The sequence below is a fragment of the Curtobacterium sp. MCSS17_005 genome, assembly GCF_003234225.2.
In the GTDB taxonomy this organism is placed as follows: domain Bacteria; phylum Actinomycetota; class Actinomycetes; order Actinomycetales; family Microbacteriaceae; genus Curtobacterium; species Curtobacterium flaccumfaciens.
Map to the genome: position 1 here is coordinate 2,400,860 of NZ_CP126258.1, position 21,174 is coordinate 2,422,033.

At 70.0% G+C, this 21,174-nt stretch carries 23 protein-coding genes; 6 read left to right on the forward strand and 17 right to left on the reverse strand.

Translation table 11 applies throughout. The features are described 5' to 3' along the window. Window positions 1-150: 150 nt before the first annotated feature. From DEJ20_RS11495 to rplS, 5 genes are all read right to left on the reverse strand, one after another. Window positions 151-501 (reverse strand): histone-like nucleoid-structuring protein Lsr2, encoded by a 351-nt coding sequence (locus tag DEJ20_RS11495; RefSeq protein WP_017888250.1) that lies wholly within the window; start codon window positions 499-501, stop codon window positions 151-153. Between the two features lie 117 nt (window positions 502-618). Next, complete coding sequence (locus DEJ20_RS11500; protein ID WP_111236494.1) at window positions 619-942, reverse strand: DUF2469 family protein; 324 nt, start codon at window positions 940-942, stop codon at window positions 619-621. Between the two features lie 45 nt (window positions 943-987). Then, complete coding sequence (gene rnhB, locus DEJ20_RS11505) at window positions 988-1,695, reverse strand: ribonuclease HII (protein ID WP_181431640.1); 708 nt, start codon at window positions 1,693-1,695, stop codon at window positions 988-990. Further along, window positions 1,692-2,435, reverse strand: a complete 744-nt coding sequence (gene lepB, locus DEJ20_RS11510) for a signal peptidase I (protein WP_027465880.1) — start codon at window positions 2,433-2,435, stop codon at window positions 1,692-1,694. Before lepB ends, rnhB begins: the two co-directional genes overlap by 4 nt. A gap of 122 nt (window positions 2,436-2,557) precedes the next feature. Continuing rightward, window positions 2,558-2,914: a 50S ribosomal protein L19 gene (gene rplS, locus DEJ20_RS11515; protein ID WP_017888254.1), complete on the reverse strand. Its 357-nt coding sequence runs from the start codon at window positions 2,912-2,914 to the stop codon at window positions 2,558-2,560. Between the two features lie 168 nt (window positions 2,915-3,082). Here rplS and map point away from each other — a divergent pair, with 168 nt between their 5' ends. Continuing rightward, on the forward strand, window positions 3,083-3,874 hold the full coding sequence (gene map, locus DEJ20_RS11520) for a type I methionyl aminopeptidase (RefSeq protein WP_111236495.1): 792 nt from the start codon (window positions 3,083-3,085) through the stop codon (window positions 3,872-3,874). A gap of 149 nt (window positions 3,875-4,023) precedes the next feature. Here map and trmD read toward each other — a convergent pair whose 3' ends face one another. The 9 genes from trmD to DEJ20_RS11565 form a co-directional block, all read right to left on the reverse strand. Next, the gene (trmD, locus tag DEJ20_RS11525; protein ID WP_111236496.1) at window positions 4,024-4,716 is read right to left on the reverse strand and encodes a tRNA (guanosine(37)-N1)-methyltransferase TrmD; all 693 of its coding nucleotides are present in this window, start codon (window positions 4,714-4,716) and stop codon (window positions 4,024-4,026) included. 5 nt (window positions 4,717-4,721) lie between these two features. Further along, complete coding sequence (gene rimM, locus DEJ20_RS11530) at window positions 4,722-5,267, reverse strand: ribosome maturation factor RimM (protein WP_171907871.1); 546 nt, start codon at window positions 5,265-5,267, stop codon at window positions 4,722-4,724. A 19-nt stretch (window positions 5,268-5,286) separates the two neighbouring features. Next, complete coding sequence (locus DEJ20_RS11535) at window positions 5,287-5,523, reverse strand: RNA-binding protein (protein ID WP_017888258.1); 237 nt, start codon at window positions 5,521-5,523, stop codon at window positions 5,287-5,289. A 3-nt stretch (window positions 5,524-5,526) separates the two neighbouring features. Further along, window positions 5,527-5,940: a 30S ribosomal protein S16 gene (gene rpsP / locus DEJ20_RS11540; RefSeq protein WP_027465884.1), complete on the reverse strand. Its 414-nt coding sequence runs from the start codon at window positions 5,938-5,940 to the stop codon at window positions 5,527-5,529. 164 nt (window positions 5,941-6,104) lie between these two features. Further along, window positions 6,105-8,240 carry an oxidoreductase gene (locus DEJ20_RS11545; RefSeq protein WP_111236497.1) on the reverse strand — a complete coding sequence of 712 codons (2,136 nt, stop codon included), beginning with the start codon at window positions 8,238-8,240 and terminating at the stop codon, window positions 6,105-6,107. Window positions 8,241-8,244: 4 nt separating this feature from the next. Next, window positions 8,245-9,108 carry an SDR family oxidoreductase gene (locus tag DEJ20_RS11550; RefSeq protein ID WP_111236498.1) on the reverse strand — a complete coding sequence of 288 codons (864 nt, stop codon included), beginning with the start codon at window positions 9,106-9,108 and terminating at the stop codon, window positions 8,245-8,247. Between the two features lie 84 nt (window positions 9,109-9,192). Continuing rightward, window positions 9,193-10,371: an acyl-CoA dehydrogenase family protein gene (locus DEJ20_RS11555; RefSeq protein WP_111236499.1), complete on the reverse strand. Its 1,179-nt coding sequence runs from the start codon at window positions 10,369-10,371 to the stop codon at window positions 9,193-9,195. Then, window positions 10,368-12,305 (reverse strand): AMP-binding protein, encoded by a 1,938-nt coding sequence (locus DEJ20_RS11560; RefSeq protein ID WP_349815007.1) that lies wholly within the window; start codon window positions 12,303-12,305, stop codon window positions 10,368-10,370. The genes DEJ20_RS11555 and DEJ20_RS11560 overlap by 4 nt, the downstream gene beginning before the upstream one ends. Beyond that, window positions 12,271-13,608: a 3-phosphoshikimate 1-carboxyvinyltransferase gene (locus tag DEJ20_RS11565; protein WP_258377264.1), complete on the reverse strand. Its 1,338-nt coding sequence runs from the start codon at window positions 13,606-13,608 to the stop codon at window positions 12,271-12,273. The genes DEJ20_RS11560 and DEJ20_RS11565 overlap by 35 nt, the downstream gene beginning before the upstream one ends. A 119-nt stretch (window positions 13,609-13,727) precedes the next feature. Between DEJ20_RS11565 and DEJ20_RS11570 the strand changes: the two genes are divergently transcribed. Further along, the gene (locus tag DEJ20_RS11570; protein WP_181431646.1) at window positions 13,728-14,867 is read left to right on the forward strand and encodes a glutamate--cysteine ligase; all 1,140 of its coding nucleotides are present in this window, start codon (window positions 13,728-13,730) and stop codon (window positions 14,865-14,867) included. Between the two features lie 201 nt (window positions 14,868-15,068). On the opposite strand, the gene ffh is transcribed toward DEJ20_RS11570, so the two are convergent. Together ffh and DEJ20_RS11580 are read right to left on the reverse strand one after the other, a co-directional pair. Then, a complete protein-coding gene (gene ffh, locus DEJ20_RS11575; protein ID WP_027465889.1) occupies window positions 15,069-16,619 on the reverse strand; it encodes a signal recognition particle protein in 1,551 nt (516 codons plus the stop codon). 44 nt (window positions 16,620-16,663) lie between these two features. Continuing rightward, a complete protein-coding gene (locus DEJ20_RS11580) occupies window positions 16,664-16,819 on the reverse strand; it encodes a hypothetical protein (protein ID WP_181431641.1) in 156 nt (51 codons plus the stop codon). Here DEJ20_RS11580 and lipB point away from each other — a divergent pair. After that, window positions 16,818-17,549: a lipoyl(octanoyl) transferase LipB gene (gene lipB, locus DEJ20_RS11585; RefSeq protein WP_111236500.1), complete on the forward strand. Its 732-nt coding sequence runs from the start codon at window positions 16,818-16,820 to the stop codon at window positions 17,547-17,549. The genes DEJ20_RS11580 and lipB overlap by 2 nt on opposite strands. Continuing rightward, on the forward strand, window positions 17,546-18,529 hold the full coding sequence (gene lipA / locus DEJ20_RS11590; RefSeq protein WP_111236501.1) for a lipoyl synthase: 984 nt from the start codon (window positions 17,546-17,548) through the stop codon (window positions 18,527-18,529). The genes lipB and lipA overlap by 4 nt, the downstream gene beginning before the upstream one ends. Before the next feature lie 178 nt (window positions 18,530-18,707). Here lipA and DEJ20_RS11595 read toward each other — a convergent pair whose 3' ends face one another. After that, window positions 18,708-19,733, reverse strand: coding sequence for a TerC family protein (locus tag DEJ20_RS11595; RefSeq protein WP_111236502.1), 1,026 nt, complete (start codon window positions 19,731-19,733; stop codon window positions 18,708-18,710). Between the two features lie 217 nt (window positions 19,734-19,950). Here DEJ20_RS11595 and ftsY point away from each other — a divergent pair, with 217 nt between their 5' ends. Together ftsY and DEJ20_RS11605 are read left to right on the forward strand one after the other, a co-directional pair. Beyond that, the gene (ftsY, locus tag DEJ20_RS11600) at window positions 19,951-20,820 is read left to right on the forward strand and encodes a signal recognition particle-docking protein FtsY (protein WP_017888268.1); all 870 of its coding nucleotides are present in this window, start codon (window positions 19,951-19,953) and stop codon (window positions 20,818-20,820) included. An 83-nt stretch (window positions 20,821-20,903) separates the two neighbouring features. Beyond that, complete coding sequence (locus DEJ20_RS11605; protein WP_171907827.1) at window positions 20,904-21,062, forward strand: hypothetical protein; 159 nt, start codon at window positions 20,904-20,906, stop codon at window positions 21,060-21,062. Window positions 21,063-21,174 lie beyond the last annotated feature (112 nt).

A 21,174-nucleotide genomic window follows, 5' to 3' on the forward strand; every position in this document is an offset into this window, starting at 1 on the left:
CGTTGCCTCCACGACAACGATCTCCGGAACGAACGCCCCGATCGGCGGAGTCGGAGAGTCTGTGGAATCAGCACGGGCGAATTGCCCTCTGTGGAGGAAAGAAGAAGGACCCGGGCGATCGAGATCACCCGGGTCCTGCTGCGACGAGCGTCAGTGCGCTGCTGCGTAGGCTTCCTGCACCTGCGTCGAGATGCGGCCGCGGGACGAGACCTCGTACCCGTTCTCCTTGGCCCACTCGCGGATCTTGCCGAGCTCTTCCGAGTTGCCACGCTTCGGGGCGGACTTCGGGGCGGAACCGCCGCCGGTGCGACGACCGGAGACCTTGCGCGCTGCGGCAATGTAGTCGGAGATCGCCTCGCGGAACTTGTCGACGTTGTCGTTTGACAGGTCGATCTCGTACGACGAGCCGTCGAACGCGAATTCGACCGTCCGGCCTTCACCGGTGGTGATGGGGGAATCGTCGAGGTCGTCGACGAGCTGGACGGTGACCTTCTGTGCCATGGGGTGCTCCTGTTCGTGGGGCGGTTATTTCCCCATCAGAATAGCGCGCACAATTCCCCGGCGGTCCGGATCAGCGGCGATTCCCCGAGAAAGAAGCAGGAGAAAGTAAATTGACGATCACTCGTCGAGTGCGAGTTCCTTCGGCAGTTCGAGTTCCCGCGTCGTGAGTTCCTCGACATTCACGTCCTTGAACGTGAGTACCCGGACACCCTTGACGAACCGATCGGAACGGTAGACGTCCCAGACCCAGACGTCGTTCATCGTCAGTTCGAAGTAGAAGTCGTGCTCCGTGTCACGGCGCACGACTTCGACCTCGTTCGCCAGGTAGAAACGGCGCTCCGTCTCGACCACGTAACGGAACTGCGACACCACGTCGCGGTACTCGCGGTACAGGGCCAGCTCGACCTCGCGGTCGTAGTCGTCGAATTCGTCCTCATCCATTGCGCCCACAGTCTACGGCGACGGAGGCTCGTGCGGACGACGCACTCAAGCGGCGAGGGCGTCGAGTTCGTCGAACCCGTCCAGCGCGACGCTCGAGGCCTGGTGCAGCCACGACTTCCGGTGCAGCGCGTGCACCCCGATCGCCCGGATCGCGTCGTAGTGCGCCGTCGACCCGTAGCCCTTGTTCGACACCCACCCGTAGTGCGGAGCCTCGTCGTGCGCGGAGATCATGAGCGCGTCACGAGCGACCTTGGCCACCACGGACGCCGCGGCCACCGAGGCGCAGTCGCGGTCGGCCTTGACCCGGACGACGACCTCGAGCGGATCGGCGGCCGGACGGAGCGACGTGGGCAGGGCGCGGCTCAACCAGTCGAACGAGCCGTCGAGCACCACCACCGCGCCGTCGAGGGACACCCCGTCGGCGACCAGGGAGTCGAGCGCCTGCGCACCGGCTGCGCCGAGAGCAGGGACGATGCCCTGCTGATCGACGAAGTCCGCCGATGCCATGCCGACCGCCGTGCGTGCCCAGCGCTGCACGACGGGCACGAGGTCGGTGCGGCGCGCTTCCGACAGCAGCTTCGAGTCCGCGAGCCCCTGGGGCACACGACCGATGTCGAGCGTCACCGCGGCCACACCGACGCCGACCGGACCGGCTATGGCGCCACGGCCGACCTCGTCCATGCCGATGACCGTCACGCGGCCCTCGGCGAGCAGACGCTTCTCGACCCGGAGCGACGGGCGGACGGCGGTCACTCGTCGCGCTCCTCCACGCCGGCGAACACCTCGGGGTGGTCGTCGAGCCACGTCCAGCGGCTCGCCGGCCACGAGATGACGAACGCGCGGCCCGTGACGTCGGACATCGGGACGAAGCCCTTCGACGGGGTGTCGCCGTTGTACCGGGAGTCCTTCGAGTCGTTCCGGTTGTCGCCCATCACCCAGATGGTGCCCTTCGGCACGGTGACCGAGAAGTCGGTCGCCGAGGCCGGGGCACCGGCGGGGAGCTTCAGGTACGGCTCCTTGATCGGCACACCGTTCACCGACATCTGCCCAAGGTCGTTGCAGCAGGACACCTTGTCACCGGGCAGACCGATGACGCGCTTGATCAGGTGGTCGTCGCTGTCACCGGTGCCGAGACCGACCTGGGTCAGTGCCCAGTCGATGGCCTTCGCAGGCTGGGTGTCCGGCGTGACGCTCGGCACCTCGGACCCGGTGAGCCAGCCGCCCGGGTCCTTGAAGACGACGACGTCTCCCCGCTTCAGCGCCACCGCGCCGGGGACGAGCTCGTTGACGATCACCCGGTCGTTGATCTGCAGCGTGTTCTCCATCGACGCCGACGGGATGTAGAACGACCGGATCAGGAACGTCTTGACCAGGAACGACACGAGCAGCGCCGCGATGAAGATGATGACGAGGTCGCGGAGGAATGTGAGGACTCCGTTCCGTTGCTTCTCGGCACGTGGCCTGCGCCCGGAATCCTCTGTCGTGTCCGTCATTTCCGCTCTCGTTCGAACCACTGACTCCCCGCAATGGGAAGAGCCCCCCGTCGATGCACAACCGTACATGGACGAGGGGCTCGCAGCGCCGTCCGGCTCGCGGACGTTCACTGTGAAGGCGATCAGGCGTCGCGCTTCTCCTTGATCTTGCGGCGGGCCGCCTTGCCGCGGAGCTCGCGCAGGTAGTAGAGCTTCGCACGACGGACGTCACCCTTGGTGACGATCTCGATGTGGTCGATGATCGGCGAGTGCACCGGGAACCAGCGCTCGACGCCGACCTGGAAGCTCACCTTGCGGACCTTGAAGGTCTCGCCGATGCCGTGGCCCTGACGGCCGATGACGACTCCCTGGAAGACCTGGATACGCGAGCGCGTGCCTTCGATGATGTTGACGTGCACCTTGATGGTGTCGCCGGGACGGAAGTCCGGGACGTCGGTACGCAGCGATGCTGCGTCGACGTTGTCGAGGAGCTGGCTCATGGTGGGTTTCACTCTCTGCGGACGCGCACGGGTCGCCGCGGATCGAAGGTTCGGAAAGTGGTGGTGCGTGCCCGGTGTCGGCGACTCCCCCGTGGCAGAGTCCAGCCAGGGCACAGCGTTCAATACTGCCACAGAGAGCCCAGGAGACAAAACGACGAGGATGGACCCATGATCGAACTCCGCACCCCCGCCGAGCTGGACGGACTCCGCGTCGCCGGCCGGTTCGTGGCCGACGTCCTCGACGAGCTGCTCGAGACCGTCGACGTCGGCGTCAACCTGCTCGACCTCGACCGCGTCGCGGCCCGGATGATCGCCGAACGCGGGGCGGAGAGCTGCTACGTCGACTACCACCCGTCGTTCGGCATGTCGCCGTTCGGCAAGAACCTCTGCACCTCGGTCAACGACGCCGCCCTGCACGGCCTGCCGCACGACCGCACCCTGCAGGACGGCGACCTGGTGAGCCTGGACTTCGCCGCGAGCGTCGACGGTTGGGTCGCGGACTCCGCCGTCAGCGTCCAGGTCGGCACGCCGCGCGACGAGGACCAGGCCCTGATCGCCACGGTCGAGCGAGCGCTGGCCGCCGGCATCGCCCAGGCGACTCCCGGCAACAAGCTCGGCGACGTCTCGCACGCCATCGGTCACGTCGCACACGAGGCCGGTCACGACGTGAACCTGCAGTTCGGCGGGCACGGCGTCGGTCGGACCATGCACGGGGACCCGCACGTGCCGAACGACGGCCGTCCGGGTCGCGGCCTGAAGCTCCGACCGGGGCTGGTCGTCGCGATCGAGCCGTGGCTCATGCAGACGACCGACGAGCTCTACCAGGACGACGACGGCTGGACCCTGCGCAGCGTCGACGGCTCGCGTGCTGCGCACGTCGAACACACGGTCGCGGTCACCGAGGCCGGCCCCGAGGTCCTGACCCTGCGTCGCGCCCAGCGCGCCGACCTGACCGCCTGACGGACTGGAGGCACGGTGCGGGCCCGCCCCGCGCCTCCAGGCAGACACGGCGGGGCTCGGTTTCGTGCTCAGCGACAGTTCACGCGGAACGAACCGCGAGGAGTGTCGCTCAGCCCGAAACTCGTCCAGCAGTCAGACGCGCGAGCCGGTCAGGCGGGCGGCAGCAGGTCCGGACGGACGCGCCGCGTCCGCTCCAGCTGCTGCTCGTGCCGCCAGGCACCGACGTGGGCGTGGTGCCCGCTGAGCAGGACGTCGGGGACGTCGAGGCCGCGCCACGACGCGGGCTTGGTGTACGAGGGGTACTCGAGCAGGCCGTCCTCGTGGGACTCCTCGACCAGCGACTCGGGGTTGCCGACGACGCCGGGGACGAGTCGTCCGACGGCCTCGATCATCGCCATCGCAGCGACCTCGCCGCCGTTCAGCACGTAGTCGCCGAGCGAGAGCTCGACCACGGTGGCGCGCGACGACGCCCACTCGAAGACGCGGGCGTCGATGCCCTCGTACCGCCCGCAGGCGAACACGAGGTGCTCCGACGTCGACGCGAGTGACCGCGCGATCGACTGCGTGAAGGGCGTGCCGGCCGGCGTCGGGACCACCAGGGTCGACGAGCCGTCGGGCCGGAAGAGCGCCTCGAGCGCCTGGGCCCACGGCTCCGGCTTCATCACCATGCCGGCGCCACCGCCGTACGGGGTGTCGTCGACGGTGCGGTGCCGGTCGGTGGTCCACGACCGCAGGTCGTGCACGTGCAGGTCGAGCAGTCCGCCGGAGCGGGCCTTGCCCAGCAGGGACACGTCGAGCACGGAGAAGAACTCCGGGAAGATCGTGACGATGTCGATCCGCACGGGGACTAGTCCGTGACCGTCTCGGGGCGCGAGGTGTCCTCGGGGTCCTCGAACAGCCCCTGCGGCGGCGTGACCGTGACGGTACCGGCCGCGATGTCGACCGCCGGCACGATGGCCGAGACGAACGGCACGAGGACCTCGCCGCGGGACGGCGTGTCGATCGCGAGCAGGTCCTGGGCGGGCATGTGGTCCACACGGGCGACCGTGCCGACCTCGACGCCGTCACGCAGGACCTTGAGCCCGACGAGCTGGTGGTCGTACCAGGCGTCGTCCTCACCGGTCTCGGCATCGGCGTCCTGCTCGACCCAGAGGATGATGCGCGCCAGGGACTCAGCCGCGGTGCGGTCGTCGATCCCGGCGAAGAACGCGACGGGGTGACCGTTGTACCAGCGGAGTTCGTCCAGCTCGAGGGTCTTGCCCGACCACGGTGAGTCGTCGGGGACCTGGAGCGTGAAGGTGGCGCCCGGGGTGAACCGACGATCCGGGTCGTCGGTGTAGAGCTCGAGCTTGATGCCGCCCTTGAGCCCGTGCGCCTTCGTGATCCGACCCACCCGGAGCTGGGTCGTCTCCCTAGGAATCGGTGTCCACCACGTCGACCCGCACGCGCTTGCCGTCGGCCAGGGCCGTGACGAGGGTGCGGAGCGCCTTGGCGGTGCGCCCGGCGCGACCGATCACGCGGCCGAGGTCCTCGGGGTGCACGCGCACCTCGAGGACCTCGCCGCGTGGGGAGGTGGAGCTGGCGACGCGCACGTCGTCAGGGTGATCGACGATCCCCTTGACGAGGTGCGTCAGCGCGGATTCGAGCAAGGACTACGCCTCGGTCGTCTCGTCGGCGGTCTCGGCGTCGTCGGCCTTGGCGGCGGGAGCCGTCTTCTCCGACTTCGGCTTGAGCACGGCCTTCTTCGAGGAGTCGACCTGGAAGGCCGGCTTCGGCTCGGCGACCTTGACCTTGGACTCGGTGTCCTTCTCGCCCTTGAACTTGGCCCAGTCGCCGGTCAGCTTGAGGAGGGCCGCGACCTGCTCGGTCGGCTGCGCGCCGACGCCGAGCCAGTAGAGCGCACGCTCGGACTCGATCTTGATGACCGAGGGCTCCTCGGTCGGGTGGTACTGACCGATCTCCTCGAGGACACGACCATCGCGCTTGGTGCGCGAGTCGGCGACGACGATGCGGTAGTAGGGCGCACGGATCTTACCGAGACGCTTCAGACGGATCTTGACAGCCACAATTGCTCCTGTTTGCTTTCGTTGTGGTTGAACTGGAACCGCGGGCGTGGGGGCACACACGGCGAAAGCTCGAGAGAGATCGCTCACAGCTGGATAGAGGGTCGAGCTGCGGCGATTCGACCGTTCATTCTTGCAGATTCCCGGCCGTGATGCGAGCCGACTCGCTACGGAGCGAGGCGCCGCACCGCTTCGAGGGCCTCGGACGTCGCCCGGACCGCGTCCACGCTCCGTGCGTCCCGCGCGCCGCCGACGACGGCGTACGGCACGCCGGCGGCCTGGAGGCCCGTGGCGAGTCCGTCAGGCGCGTCGCCCTCGGCGTCGGTCGCGCGCTCCTGCCCGGCGCAGACCACGACGGTGTCCGCCGGCACGCCGACCTCGTCCCCGTGCTCGTCGCGGATCCAGAGCACCCCGGGTTCGATGCGCAGGTACTCCTGCACGCCGCCGACCATCCGCACCCCGGCGTCCCGCAGTCGGCCGATCGCGACCCACCGCGAGGTGATGCCGATCCCCTGGCCGAACTTGCCCGAACGCCGGAGCACCGTCACCTGCGACCCCGGTCGGGTGGTGCGCCGTGCCGCGGGGAGCCGCTGCGGCACGTCGCCGACGAGCTCCTCGGACACGTCGAGGTCCCAGCGGGCCGCGAACTCGGCGGCCCGGACGACCTCGTCGGGCGACTCGGTCAGGAACGCCGCGGTGTCCACGCCGATGCCGCCGCCGCCGATGATCGCGACGGTGCCCTCGGGTACGCCGTTCCGCAGGGCCTGCTCGTAGGACAGCACGTGCGGCAGGTCCCTGCCGGGGACGTCGATGCTCCGCGGGACGACCCCGGCCGCGAGCACGACGGCGTCGCTGTCGACGAGGTCCCGAGCCGTGGCCGGACGTCCGAGGTGGATCGTGGCGCCCCGCTCCGCGAGTTCGGCTCGGGCGGACCGCACCGTGGCGGCGTAGTCCTCCTTGCCCGGGACGAGCGCGGCGAGGCCGAACTGGCCGCCGAGGCGGTCCGAGGCCTCCCAGACGGTGACGTCGTGGCCCCGTCGGGCGGCGTCCACCGCGGCGGCGAGCCCGGCCGGCCCGCCACCGACGACGTCGACGCGCTTCGGGTCCGCGGTCGGCCGGGCGGGGAAGGTCACCTCGCGGGCGGCACGGGGGTTCACGAGGCAGGACACCGGTGCGCCGATGATCGAGCGGTCGAGGCACGCCTGGTTGCAGCCGATGCAGGTGTTCACCAGGGCGAACCCGCCCGCGAGCGAGCGCGACACGATGGCGGGGTCGGCGAGGAACGGCCGGGCGAGCGCGACGGCGTCGATCAGGCCGTCGCTGAGCACGGCCTCACCGTCGCGCAGGTCCGTCATCCGGTTCGACGCGATCACGCGGACGTCCTGGTACGGGGACGCGCGCACCACCGCGGCGATCCGTGTCGCGTACGCCAGCCAGGCCCCGTGCGGCACCGAGGCCTGCACGGTCGGGGTCCGGGACTCGTGCCAGCCGATGCCGACCGAGATGCCGTCGAGCCCGAGCGGCAGCAGGTCGTGCACGAGCGCGTCGACTTCGTCCTCGGTCGACGAGCCGGGCATCAGGTCGGCGCCGGACAGCCGGATCGTCACGGCGAGCTCGGGCACCGCGGCGCGCACGGCCCGGACGACCTCGACCGCGAAGCGCCGACGCCGTTCCGCATCGCCGCCCCACTCGTCGTCGCGCAGGTTGGTCAGCGGCGACTGGAACTGGTTGATCAGGTACCCCTCGGACGCCATGATCTCGACGCCGTCGAACCCGATCGCGCGGGCGGTGCGGGCCGCGGCGGCGAAGTCCTCGATGGTCCGCTCGACCTCGGCCGACGTCAGCTCGGTCGGCACCACACCGCGGGCGGCCGCCCACGGCAGGGCCGAGGGGGCCACCACCCGCTGCGGGTCGCCGTGCCGGTCGACCATGCCCGACGCGAGCGCGTACCGCCCGGCGTGGAACAGCTGCGCCAGGATCGTCCCGCCCTCGTCGTGCACGGCGTCGACCGCCACCCGGAACCGCTCGTCGGCTCCCCCGACGCCGAACACCGCGAAGTCGGGACCGCCACGGGCCTCGTCGTTCACCGCGATGCCGCCGGTGATGATGCACGCCGCACCGCCCGCCGCCCGTTCGCGGTAGAAGGCGGCCATGCCGGCTCCGCCGTCGTCGTGCACCTCGAGCCCGGTGTGCATCGACCCCATCACCACCCGGTTCGCCAGGTGCAGGGGGCCGAGGGTCCAGGGTGACGCGACGGTCCGGAGGGACTCCGGCACGACGGGGGCGGAAGCGACGCTGCTCATGCGCCTATTCTGCGGTGTCCGCGCCCGGAGCGTCGGCCGGCAGCACCGCGTCGCGGAGGGGCGACGTCGTGTCCGACCAGTACGGCGGGGCGATGACCGTCAGACCGCCGTCCACCGAGAGCACCTGCCCGGTGATGTACCCGGCCTTGTCCGACAGCAGGAAGTCGACGGCGTCGGCCATGTCGTCGGCCGTCCCGGGGCGCTGCAGCGGGAGCTTCTCGAGCACGGTGTCCATCGACGCCTGGCCGGGGACCTTCGTGTAGAAGTACTCGAGCGAGTCGGTGTCGATGAGGCCGCCGTTGACCGCGTTGACGGTGATCTGACGCGGACCGAACTCCACCGCCATGTACTTCATGTAGGCCTCGCTCATCGCCTTGGCGGCACCGAGTGCGGCGTAGGTCGGGAACGCCCGGAGTGATCCGTACGAGGTCACGACGACGATGCGGCCACCCCGGTCCATGAGCTCCGCGGCGCGCTGGGCGCCGAGCACGAACGAGCGGGCGTTCGTGGCGTAGCTGCGGTCGAGGTGGTGCAGCTTGAGGTCGGCGACGGGCTTGAACGCGCTGGCGGCGGCGTTCGCGACGAACATGTCGAGGCGTCCGTAGGTGTCGCGCACCAGGTCGAACAGGGCGTCGATCGACTCCGGCTGCTCGATGTCCACCTGCGCCGTGATGCCGTCGCCGCCGGCCGCCTTGACGTCGGCGAGGGACTCCTCGGCCAGGTCAGCGTTGCCCTTGTACGTCACCACGACGGTGACGCCGCGCTGGCCGAGCTTCTGCGCGAGCAGGCGGCCGATGCCGCGCGAAGCGCCGGTGATCAGTGCGATGGGCGAGCTGAGTGCGATGGGTGCGTTGGTGCTGTCGGTCACTGCGGTCCTTCAGGTGAGTGGGAGACGGACGGGAGGCACGGGGCGGACCCGCCACGGGCCTCCGGTCCGGTGGTTGGTTGCGGTCTAGAACCCGGCCTGGCCGGTGACGACGGCGCGGCCGACGATCAGCTTCTGGATCTCGTTGGTGCCCTCTTCGAAGCGCTGCGCGCGTGCGTCGCGGTAGACGCGCTCGATGGCGTTGCGCTTCCAGTAACCCTGCCCGCCGTGCACCTGGAGGGCCTTGTCGGTGACCCGGGCGAGCATGTCGACCGCGACCATCTTCGAGGCGCTGGACAGGGTGCCGGCGTCGGGGCGGTCGTCCTCGTAGGCGCGAGCGGCCTCGAGCACCAGGGCGCGGGCGGCGGCGATGTCGGCGTAGTTCTCGGCCAGGTAGAACTGGATCGCCTGCCGGCTGGAGAGCCGCTTGCCGAACGTCTCGCGCTTGTTGGCGTACTCGACGGCGAGCTCGTTCGCCCGCTCGGCGAGGCCGACGGCGCTCATCGCGACGGACACCCGGCTCGGCAGCAGGAAGCCGCCGAGCGCGACCTCGAGGCCCTGCCCTTCGGCGCCCAGGCGGGCGCTGGCCGGGATCGGGGTCTCGGTGAAGCGCAGGATCGCGTGGTCGGTGCCGCGGATGCCCATGGTGTCGGAGTCGTCGATCACCTCGGCACCCGGCAGCCCGCTGTTCGGCATCAGGAACGCGACCGTGCCGTCCTGGCCGGTGGTGCCCTCCAGCCGAGCGGCGATGAGCCAGTGGTCGGCCTTGACCCCGAACGTGATGAGGTGCTTCTCGCCGTTCATCACGTAGGTGTCGCCCTCGCGCCGGACCGTCGTGCGGATGTCCGCTCCGGTGCCCGCGGTGGCCTCGGTCAGGGTGAACGCGACGAGCGTGTCGCCCGCGACGGACGGCTTGACGACCTGCTCGATCTGCTCCGGCGTCGCGTAGGGGGCCATCGCGCGCCAGGTGCCGTTGATGACGTGCACGAGCATGCGGATGGAGGCGTGCGAGCGGGAGACGACCTCCATGATCTCGAGGTAGCGCGAGAACGGGATCGCCCGTCCGCCGAGCTCCGTCGGGGCGGCGAGGCTGAGCCACCCGTTCTCCTTGAGCTCCTGGAACAGCTCGGGGGCGACCCGGCCGGTGCGCTCGATCTCGTCCGCCCACGCCTCGCCGGGGCCGCGGACCCACTCGGTGACCTCGGCCTTGAGCTGCTGGAAGGCGGCTTCGTCGAAGCCCGTGCTCGTCTGCTCGACGATCGTCATCGTGTCTCGTTCTCCTTCGTCGCGACGAGCGCGGCCGCCTGCTCGCGCAGGATGTTCTTCTGGACCTTGCCGACCGCGTTGCGCGGCAGCTCGGTGGTGTACTCGAGTCGTTCCGGCCAGTAGTACTTGCTCACGCCGGCTGTGTCGAGGTACTGCTGCATCCCGGCGAAGTCGAGCGGCTCGTCCGCGCGGGCGTTCACGACCCAGGCGCAGGCACGCTCACCGAGCCGCTCGTCCGGCATCGCCACGATCGCGACGTCCGTGACCAGCGGGTGCTGGTACAGCAGGTTCTCGATCTCGACGACGGGGATCTTCTCGCCGCCGCGGTTGATGACGTCCTTCACGCGCCCGGTGATCGACAGGAAGCCCTTCTCGTCGACCTTCGCCAGGTCGCCGGTCCGGTACCAGCCGTCCGCGGTGAACACGTCGTCGGTCAGGTCCGGGCGGTCGAGGTAGCCCGCGAACATCGTCGGCGAGTGCAGCTCGAAGTTGCCCTCGGTCCCGGCGGGCAGCTCGATCCCCGCGTCGTCGACGATGCGGATCGCGATGCCCGGCAGCGCCCGGCCGTCGTGACCGTACGCGTCGGCGGGGTCGTCGCTCGGGCTGGACAGGGCCCCGAGACACGTCTCGCTCGTCCCGAAGGCGCCGAGGATGGCGCTGCCGAGCACCGTGCTCGCTCGCTGGGCCAGTGCGCGGGGCACCGCGGCGCCCGTGGGCACGAAGATCCGGAGCGACTCGGGCTGCGGAGCACCGGCCTCGACCAGGTCGACGAGGTCGGTCAGGAACGGCGTCGCGCACTGCACGAAGGACGCCCGGGCGACGCCGAACGCCTGCTCGAGTGCGACGCGGCCGTCCCACACCGGCTGGATGACCTGCGGGGCACCGAGCCGGAACGCCAGCAGCATGCCGTACAGGAACCCGGTCTGGTGCGCGAGCGGCGACGGGATGTAGATGCGGTCGGCGCTGGTCAGACCGGACTGGGCCACGTGCATGGCGGTCGCGAGCCCGAGCGTGCGGTGCGGGTGCTGCACGCCCTTCGGCTCCCCCGTGGTGCCGGAGGTGAAGAGCAGCTGGCACACGTCGTCCGGGCCGGGAGCGTGCGACGCGATCTCGTCGACGTCGACGTGCACGGCGGCGAGGGCGTTCTCGAAGTAGCGCCAGTGCCAGTCGCTCGCCACCACCCGCTCCAGGGCGTCGGCGGGCAGCGGCGGCTGGTTCGTCGGGGTGTCCCCCTGCCCGCGGGCCTCGGCGCGGAGCACGATGACGTGCTCGAGCGACAGGCGGCGGTCCTGCGCGGCGGCCTCGTCGATGACGTCGAGGAGTTCGAGCGCGGGACGGCGCTTCCGGAACACGTTCGGCAGGAAGACCACCCGGGCCTTCGAGCGCGCCAGCGTCATCGTGGTCTCGCGGGGACCGAACACCGGCATGATCGGGGTCGCGACGGCGCCGATCTGGATCGCACCGAGGGTGATCGACACGAACTCGCGCCAGTTCGGCAGCTGCATCGCGACGGATTCACCCGTGCGCACGCCGAGTTCGAGCAGCAGGGCGGAGACCCGGTCGGCCTCGTCCTGCAGCTCCTTCCACGTGGTGTTCGCGGGGGTCGCACCGCCGACCTCGATCACGGCCAGGCCGTCGGGGTCGGTCTGGGACAGGGCACGGACCCGCTCGCTCAGGACGAGCGGGTCGGCGTCGACGCCGGCGAGCTCGGGCACGGCGACGGCGGGCTGCGCGGCGGCAGGCTGCGGGGCGGCGGGCTGTGCGGCGGGCTGCGCGACCGGCTGGTCGGTCGACTCGGGCGCCGCAGACGTCTCGAGGGGCGTGCCGAGGTGCGTGCGGACCCCGTCGGCCTCGGCGGCGTCGATGCGGTCGTCCCGCGCAACCTGGGCTGCGAGCCGGTCACCGACGGACATGTCGAGCCCGACGGAGTTCATCGCCTCGAGGAACGTCGGGTAGGAGATCCGGTAGGCACGCGGGTAGGTCAGGCCTGACACCCCGTCTGCACTCGACGCCGCGACCGCGAGGGACATCAGCACGGTGGTCGTTGAACGAGGACATCGCCGCACCGTGCAACCCGGCCGCGCCGACGCCGGTGACCCGCAGCTCGTCCGCGCCCTGCTCGGCACGGCCGCCCATCCGGTTCAGCTGGAGCATCGCCGCCACCCGGTCGGACTCCTTCAGGCGGATGTGCGCCACGTTCCACAGTCGGCTCGTGCCGTCGGCGAAGGTGGCCATCGTCGACAGCACGGGCAGCAGGTCCGGGATCGGACGGCAGTCGACGTCGAGCGGCCGGAGCGGGGACCCGTCGTGCTCGATCCGGACGAAGCCGGTCTCCTCGTCGATCCGCATCGGCACGCCCATCGCGGTCGCGAGATCCAGGAACTCGCTCTCCGGGTGGTCCGTCTCGGCCGTCGTCGTGGCCGTCATGCCGCGCAGCAGCACGTTCGACTCGCGGGTGCCGGCCGCCGCGATGCCGAACGCTGCGGACCCGATGTCGGGCGGGATCACGTAGTCGTACGGGGTGGCCTGCTGGCCCGCCGGGATCCGGTACTCGAGCCAGTCGTCGGAGACTTCGACCGTCAGGCCGAACTGCCGCATCATCCGCACGGTGAGCTCGACGTAGGGCTGCTCGTTGAGCCGCCCGCCGGTGATGTGGATCCGGGTCTCGTGCTCGGCGAACGGGGCCACCAGCAGCAGCCCGGACACCCACTGCGACAGGGTGCCGGCGATCGTCACGTCGCCGCCGCGCGGACGCCTGGGCTGCACGGTGACGGGCGGGCAGTCGTTCGTCGCCTCGAGCTCCACCCCCATCTGCGTCAGCGAGGTGAGCAACGCCTTGATCGGGCGGCGCTGGAAGTACTTCATGCCCGACAGGGTCATCGGGCGGTCGGCCAGCGAGGCGAGCCCGGTCATGAAGTAGAGCGTGGTGCCCGAGGACCCCATGTTGAGCAGTCCGTCGGCACCCCGCGAACCGTGGTCCACGACGTCGGTCGCCTGGTACCGGCCGCCCAGCCCGGTCACGTGGTACGCGTTCCCGCGACGTTTGACATCGACGCCGAGCGCGCGGAGCGTGCCCACGGTCCACTCCACCTGTCGCGTCGCGCTGACCCCGGAGACGACACTCGTCCCCTTCGCCAGCGACGCGAGCACCAGCGCGCGGTGCGCGTGGTACTTCGAGACCGGGATGTCGAGTTCTCCGACGAGCGGGGCGTTCGTCCCGCGCACCACCAACTGCATGCGTACCTCTTCCCTGTAGGAACATTTCAACGGTACGCCCACAGTGGAACTAGTTGCAGGACGATCCGCACGATCGGGACAGCGCTTCGTTGTGCGTGTCCGACAAGGACCCGGGCAGGATGGACGGCATGGACATCCGCTTCACCGAGTCCCGCCCGTCGACCATCGGCGTCGAGTGGGAACTCCCCCTGGTCGACCGGTCCACCGGCGACCTCGCTCCCCGCGCCCCCGCCGTCATCGCCGCCGTGCACGAGCGGCTCGGTGACCACGACCGCGTCACCGAGGAGCTGCTGACCAACACGGTCGAGGTCGTCTCGAGCGTCCACGACCGGGTGGGGGCTGCGACGAGCGAGCTGTCCGGCATCATCGGCGAGGTCATCGACGCCGCCGAACCGCTCGACGCCCAGGTGATGTGCTCGGGCACGCACCCGTTCGCGGTGTGGGACCAGCAGGAGATCACCCCGGACAGCGAGCACTACACGACCCTGATCGACCGCACCCGCTGGTGGGGACGCCAGATGCTCATCTGGGGCGTGCACGTGCACGTCGGCATCGACGACCGCGACAAGGCGGTCCCGATCATGAACGCGATGCTCGCGTACGTCCCGCACCTGCAGGCGTTCACCGCGTCGAGCCCGTTCTGGGGTGGCACCGACACCGGGTACGCCTCGAACCGCGCCCTGATGTTCCAGCAGCTCCCGACCGGCGGGCTCCCGCCGCAGCTCGGCGCCTGGGCGAACTTCGAAGAGGTCGTCGGCGACCTCACGCACACCGGCGTCATCGACGGCGTGAAGGACCTGCGCTGGGACATCCGACCGTCGCCGGGCTGGGGCACCCTGGAGAACCGGGTCTCCGACGGCATCTCGACCCTGCACGAGGTCGGCGCCGTCACCGCGCTCGTGCAGTGCCTGGTCACCGCCTGCTCGGACCGGCTCGACGCCGGTGAGACCCTGCCCACCATGCAGCCGTGGTTCATCCGCGAGAACAAGTGGCGCGCGGCCCGCTACGGCATGGAGGCCGAGATCATCACGAACGTCGCCGGCGACGAGCGGCTCGTGACCGACGAGGTGCACGACCTGGTGCAGCGGCTCGACCCGATCGCCGAACGGCTCGGCTGCCTCGACGAGCTGCACCACCTCGACACGATGATCGAGCGCGGCGCCTCGTACCAGCGGCAGCTGCAGGTCGCGCAGGAGAACGGCGGCGACCTGCGCGCCGTGGTCCGCCACCTGGTCACCGAGTTCCGCGAAGCGCTCTAGCCGCGACCGGACCGCCCCGGGCATACATGGTCGGATCGGGCGTACCTGGTCGTTTCTTTCGACCAGGCTCGCCCGATTCCACTTTCCATCGCGCGTGCGATGGGAAGGAACGTCGCGACGCGACCGGACGACGGACGGGAGGCCCGGTGCCAGCTGGCACCGGGCCTCCCGTCCGTCAGGTGGTCGCGATCGCGAGCCGCGTCAGCGACCCAGGAACTTCTGGAGCGACGCGAGCTCTTCCTCGGTCGGTGCCTTGCCGCCCTTGGCGCCCCCGAGGCCGAGGCCGGACCCCTGCGGGGCCTGCTGCGGCGCAGCCGCCGCGCCGGCAGCCAAGGCCGCGCGCTTGGCGGGGTTGCCCACCTTCGACTTCTTCTTGCCGCCCTGCTGCTGCTTCTTGCCGCCGTGCATGCCCGGGATCGGACCCATGCCCGGCATCTGCGGCACACCACCGCGGGCGACGGTCTTCATCATCTTGGCGGCCTGCTCGAAGCGGTTGACCAGGGCGTTGACCTCGGTGACCGTCGATCCGGCACCGCGCGCGATGCGCAGACGACGCGAACCGTTCAGGAGCTTCGGGAGCTCGCGCTCCTGGGGCGTCATCGACTGGATGATCGCCTCGGTGCGGACGATCTCGCGCTCGTCGAAGTTGTCGAGCGCCTCGCGCATGCCCTTGGCTCCCGGGAGCATGCCGAGCATGCCCTTGATGGAGCCGGCCTTGCGGAGCTGCTGCATCTGCTGCAGGAAGTCGTTCAGCGTGAAGTTGTCGGTCGCGATCTTGTCCGCGACCTTGCGTGCCTCTTCCTCGTCGAAGGCGCCCTGCGCCTGCTCGATGAGGGACAGGATGTCGCCGAGGTCGAGGATGCGGCTCGCCATGCGGTCCGGGTGGAAGGGCTCGAAGTCGTCGAGCGATTCACCCGTCGACGCGAACATGATCGGACGGCCGGTCACGCTGGCCACCGACAGGGCAGCACCACCACGGGCGTCACCGTCGAGCTTCGAGAGCACGACACCGGTGAAGTCGACGCCTTCCTGGAAGGCGCGGGCCGTGTTGACGGCGTCCTGACCGATCATCGCGTCGATGACGAACAGGACCTCGTCCGGGTCGACGGCCTTGCGGATGTTCGCGGCCTGCTTCATCAGCTCGGCGTCGACACCGAGTCGACCGGCGGTGTCGACGATGACGGTGTCGTACTGCTGGTCGATCGCGGCCTTGATGGCGTTCTTGGCAACCTTGACCGGGTCGCCGACACCGTTGCCGGGCTCGGGCGCGAACACGTGCACGCCGGCCTGCTCGCCGACGACCTGCAGCTGCTGCACGGCGTTCGGACGCTGGAGGTCCGCCGCGACGAGCATCGGGGTGTGGCCGTCCTTCTTGAGCCACTTGCCGAGCTTGCCCGCGAGGGTGGTCTTACCGGCACCCTGCAGACCCGCGAGCATGATGACCGTCGGCGGCTTCTTCGCGAACTCGAGCCGTCGCTGCTGCCCGCCCAGGATGCCGACGAGTTCCTCGTTGACGATCTGGACGACCTGCTGCGCCGGGTTGAGCGCGCGGTTGACCTCGTCGGAGAGGGCACGCTCGCGCACCGATGCGGTGAACGCCTTGACGACCTCGAGCGCGACGTCGGCGTCGAGGAGCGCCCGCCGGATCTCGCGGACGGTGCCGTCGACGTCGGACGGAGTCAGCCGACCCTTGCTCCGCAGATTGCGGAAGGTCTCGGTCAGCCGATCGGAGAGTGAACCGAATTGCGCCATGATCCGTCGATTCTACAAGGCTCCCGCCGACGACACCGGTCCGTTCACCGCAGGAGGACACCCTCGGTCAGTTCGAGCGGTGCACGCAGCGGAGCCGTACCCGGCGGGTCGCGGTGGCTTCGCCGGGACAGCTCGATGGTCGTCGAGACCCCCATCAGGTTGTTGGACGCCGTCCAGAAACTGTCGTACGCTCGGCCCATGCCGGAACTCGAGATCGTCCGCCACCACGGCCTCCTCGACTACTCGGACGGCCTCGCCCTGCAGCGGGACCTGCACACCGACGTCGTCGCCGGCCGTTCCCCCGGGGCCCTCGTGCTGTGCGAGCACCGGTCCGTGTACACCGCCGGACGCCGCACCGAACCGTCCGACCTGCCGACGAACGGCGCCCCGGTCGTCGACACCGACCGTGGCGGGCGCATCACCTGGCACGGCCCGGGGCAGCTGGTCGCCTACCCGATCGTCCGGCTCGCCGAACCCCTCGACGTCGTCGCCTGGGTGCGCGACCTGGAGCAGGTCGTCATCGACGCCGCGGCTGCCGTCGGGGTGCACGCCGAACGGGTCGCGGGTCGCAGCGGCGCCTGGGTGCCGGGCACGAACGGCTCCTCCGCCGCCAAGGTCGGCGCGATCGGCCTGCACGTCGCCGAGGGCGTGACGAGCCACGGCATCGCGATCAACTGCGACAACGCCCTCGACGCCTACGCCGCGATCGTCCCGTGCGGCATCGCCGACGCCGGGGTCACGACGCTGAGCGCCGCGGCGGCGCACGTGGGGCTCGCTCCCGTGACCGTCGACGACCTCGCACCCCTGGTAGCGCACGGCGTCCAACAGGCCGTCGACGGCATGCACAGCGGCCACCGGATCAGCACGACGACCCCCAGCACCAGCACGAGCACCAGCACCGCGCCCGCCCCACAGGAGACCCTCGTATGACCCTCGCCCCCGAAGGCCGCCGCATGCTCCGGGTCGAGGCCCGGAACGCCGAGACCCCGATCGAGACGAAGCCCGCGTGGATCAAGACCCGTGCCACGCAGGGCCCGGAGTTCCGCGAGCTGTCGAGCCTGGTGCGCGACAAGCAGCTGCACACGGTCTGCCAGGAGGCCGGCTGCCCGAACATCTTCGAGTGCTGGGAGGACCGCGAGGCCACCTTCCTGATCGGCGGCTCGCAGTGCACCCGTCGCTGCGACTTCTGCCAGATCGACACCGGCAAGCCGGAACCGCTCGACCGCGACGAGCCCCGCCGGGTCGCGGACTCCGTGGCGGAGATGGGGCTGCGGTACGCGACCGTGACCGGCGTCGCCCGCGACGACCTGCCCGACGGCGGCTCCTGGCTCTACGCCGAGACCATCCGGGCGATCCACGAACACTCCCCCGGCACCGGCGTCGAGATCCTGGTGCCGGACTTCAACGGGCGACCGGACCAGCTCGGCCCGGTGTTCGACGCCCGTCCCGAGGTCTTCGCCCACAACGTCGAGACCGTCCCGCGGATCTTCAAGCGGATCCGGCCGGCGTTCACGTTCGAACGGTCCCTCGACGTCATCACCCAGGGCCGCGACGCCGGACTCGTCACGAAGTCGAACCTGATCCTCGGCATGGGCGAGGAGCGCATCGAGATCGAGGACGCCCTGCAGCGGCTCTACGACGCGGGCACGGACATCATCACGCTGACGCAGTACCTCCGTCCGTCGCCCCGGCACCTGCCGGTCGCGCGCTGGGTCAAGCCGGAGGAGTTCGTCGAGCTCCGCCAGGTCGCCGAGCAGATGGGCTTCGCCGGGGTGCTCGCCGGACCGCTGGTCCGGTCGTCGTACCGCGCGGGCCGGCTGTGGGCTCGGGCAACGGTGGCCCGTGGCGGCTCGGTGCCCGAGCACCTGGCCCACCTGCTCGACGCGGCCCCTGGTCGCCAGGCCGTCTGACGCTCGCGCGGCTCGCGCGGCTCGGCGGCCGGCGTTTCGCGCTGAGCGACACTTCACGGGCTGCGGAGCACGTGAACTGTCGCTCAGGCCGAAACTCCATGCGTCCGGCCGACACGGTGACGGACAGGAGGCGCGGCGCCAGCTGGCACCGCGCCTCCGGTCCGTCAGGTGGTGACGACTACTTCGCGTCGGCCTCGACCGACTCCTTCGGCTGGCCGGTGGGGGTGAGCCCGCGCTCCTGGCGGCGCTTCGAGACCACCAGCGACGCGGTCGTGGCGACCGCGATCGTCAGCGCGATGAAGCCCAGCGAGAACCAGATCGGGATCTCCGGCGCCCACTCGATGTGCTCGCCACCGTTGATGAAGGGCAGCTCGTTGACGTGCATGGCGTGGAAGACGAGCTTCACACCGATGAACGCCAGGATGACGGCCAGGCCCTGACCCAGGTAGATGAGGCGCTCGAGCAGCCCGGCGATCAGGAAGTACAGCTGCCGGAGACCGAGCAGCGAGAACGCGTTCGCCGTGAACACGATGAAGGCGTCCTGCGTCAGCCCGAAGATCGCGGGGATCGAGTCGAGCGCGAACAGCACGTCGGTCAGGCCGATGGCGACCATGACGAGCAGCATCGGGGTGAACAGCCGCTTGCCGTCGACGCGGGTGGTCAGGCGGTCGCCGTCGTAGTGGTCCGAGGTCGGGATGATGCGCTTGAGGATCCGGATGAGCCGGGATTCACCCTCGCTGCCGTGGTCGTTGCCGCTGCGGGCCTGCGACCAGGCGAGCCAGAACAGCAGCGCACCGAACAGGTAGAAGACCCACGAGAAGTTCTCGATGATCGTGACGCCGAGGGCGATGAAGACACCGCGGGCGACGAGCGCGATCGCGACGCCGACCAGCAGGACCTTCTGCTGGAACTCCTTCGGCACGGCGAAGCTCGACATGATGATGAGGAAGACGAAGAGGTTGTCGACCGACAACGCCTTCTCGGTCAGCCAGCCGGCGAAGTACTCGCCACCGGCCTGCCCGCCGCCGAACACCAGGATCCCGATGCCGAACAGGATCGCCAAGCCGATGTAGAAGGCCGACCAGAACGCGGATTCGCGGATCTGGGGCACGTGCGGCGTACGCACGTGCGAGTAGAAGTCGAACACCAGCAGCGCGAGGATGCCGGCGATCGTGATGAGCCAGACGAAGAGTGGGACGTCCACGGTTTCCTTCAGGTAGGGCGCGCCGCTGCTGTGCGGGTACGCCGAGGCCTGAAGGTCTCTTCCGTCGCTCGGCACCGGAACCGGTGCCGCACGACCGGCGCCCCGGGGCCGGATCGTTCCGGACCGTACTGACGGGGTCACCGAGAGGGAATACTCCCCTTCGTGATCCCGAGCATACCGGGCACAGCGGACATGTGCCGCGCTCTAAGCTGGGAGCATGGCGAGTTCTTGGTCACTGTCCACACGGCTGCGCGGCCTCTTCCAGCGCAAGACGATCGACGAGACCACGTGGGAGGACCTCGAGACCGCCCTCATCGGCGCCGACTTCGGGCCCGACATCTCCGAGGAGATCATCGAGGACCTGCACGCCCGCGTCGACCGGTACGGCACGACCGACCCCGCCGACCTGCAGCGCATGCTCCGCGAGGTCCTCGAGGAACGGCTCTCCAAGCTCGACACCACCCTGAAGCTCAGCGCGCGGCCCGCCGTGGTGCTCGTCGTCGGGGTGAACGGCGTCGGCAAGACCACGACGATCGGCAAGTTCGCCAAGTTCCTGAAGACCTACGACCGCACGGTGCTCGTCGGGGCGGCGGACACGTTCCGTGCCGCGGCGGTCGAACAGGTCGCCACGTGGGCCCAGCGCGCCGGGGTCGACGTCGTCCGTCCGTCGCAGCCCGGGCAGGACCCGGCGTCGGTGGCGTACCAGACCGTCGAGAAGGCGATCCGCGACCAGACCGAGATCGTCGTCATCGACACCGCCGGGCGGCTGCACACCAAGGCCGGCCTGATGGACGAGCTCACCAAGATCAAGCGCGTGGTCGAGAAGCAGACCGAGATCAGCGAGGTCCTGCTCGTCCTCGACGCGACGACGGGCCAGAACGGACTCGCCCAGGCCCAGGCCTTCATCGAGGGCGCCGGTGTGACCGGCCTCGTCATCACGAAGCTCGACGGCTCGGCCAAGGCCGGGTTCGTGCTGAGCGTGCAGGAGAAGACCGGCATCCCGATCAAGCTCATCGGGCAGGGCGAGGGCATCAACGACCTGACGGGCTTCACGCCGCACGTGTTCGTGCAGAACCTCGTCGGCTGAGCGAACGCGTCGGCACGCCGAGGAGTAGCGTCCCTGACGGTCCGGGCATCTGCTCGGTCTCGTTCCAGGGATAGGAGACCCTCATGCCCGCACTGCTGATCATCGCGATCATCGTCGGCCTCGTCCTGCTCTTCAGCGGCATCTTCGTCGGTGCGCTGAAGTTCCTGCTCTGGGTGGGCATCGTGCTCATCCTGCTGGCGGTCATCGGCTGGCTGCTCCGGACGATCCGCGGTCGCGCGTAGCGACCCGGCGTCCTGTCCGGACGCACCTGACAGAACGGGAGGCGCGGTGCCAGCTGGCACCGCGCCTCCCGTCTGTCGTCTGCCGTCTGTCGTCTGTCGTGGTCGCGACCAG

Bases quoted from the DNA above. Each gene is read 5' to 3' on its own strand.
- DEJ20_RS11565 (WP_258377264.1), bottom strand. From the start codon at position 13,608: ATGCAGTTGGTGGTGCGCGGGACGAACGCCCCGCTCGTCGGAGAACTC.
- DEJ20_RS11570 (WP_181431646.1), top strand. From the start codon at position 13,728: ATGGACGGCATGGACATCCGCTTCACCGAGTCCCGCCCGTCGACCATC.
- DEJ20_RS11545 (WP_111236497.1), bottom strand. From the start codon at position 8,240: ATGAGCAGCGTCGCTTCCGCCCCCGTCGTGCCGGAGTCCCTCCGGACC.
- map (WP_111236495.1), top strand. From the start codon at position 3,083: ATGATCGAACTCCGCACCCCCGCCGAGCTGGACGGACTCCGCGTCGCC.
- lipB (WP_111236500.1), top strand. From the start codon at position 16,818: ATGCCGGAACTCGAGATCGTCCGCCACCACGGCCTCCTCGACTACTCG.
- lipA (WP_111236501.1), top strand. From the start codon at position 17,546: ATGACCCTCGCCCCCGAAGGCCGCCGCATGCTCCGGGTCGAGGCCCGG.
- DEJ20_RS11495 (WP_017888250.1), bottom strand. From the start codon at position 501: ATGGCACAGAAGGTCACCGTCCAGCTCGTCGACGACCTCGACGATTCC.
- DEJ20_RS11500 (WP_111236494.1), bottom strand. From the start codon at position 942: ATGGATGAGGACGAATTCGACGACTACGACCGCGAGGTCGAGCTGGCC.
- ftsY (WP_017888268.1), top strand. From the start codon at position 19,951: ATGGCGAGTTCTTGGTCACTGTCCACACGGCTGCGCGGCCTCTTCCAG.
- lepB (WP_027465880.1), bottom strand. From the start codon at position 2,435: ATGACGGACACGACAGAGGATTCCGGGCGCAGGCCACGTGCCGAGAAG.
- DEJ20_RS11555 (WP_111236499.1), bottom strand. From the start codon at position 10,371: ATGACGATCGTCGAGCAGACGAGCACGGGCTTCGACGAAGCCGCCTTC.
- rplS (WP_017888254.1), bottom strand. From the start codon at position 2,914: ATGAGCCAGCTCCTCGACAACGTCGACGCAGCATCGCTGCGTACCGAC.
- DEJ20_RS11605 (WP_171907827.1), top strand. From the start codon at position 20,904: ATGCCCGCACTGCTGATCATCGCGATCATCGTCGGCCTCGTCCTGCTC.
- DEJ20_RS11560 (WP_349815007.1), bottom strand. From the start codon at position 12,305: ATGAACTCCGTCGGGCTCGACATGTCCGTCGGTGACCGGCTCGCAGCC.
- ffh (WP_027465889.1), bottom strand. From the start codon at position 16,619: ATGGCGCAATTCGGTTCACTCTCCGATCGGCTGACCGAGACCTTCCGC.
- DEJ20_RS11580 (WP_181431641.1), bottom strand. From the start codon at position 16,819: ATGGGCCGAGCGTACGACAGTTTCTGGACGGCGTCCAACAACCTGATG.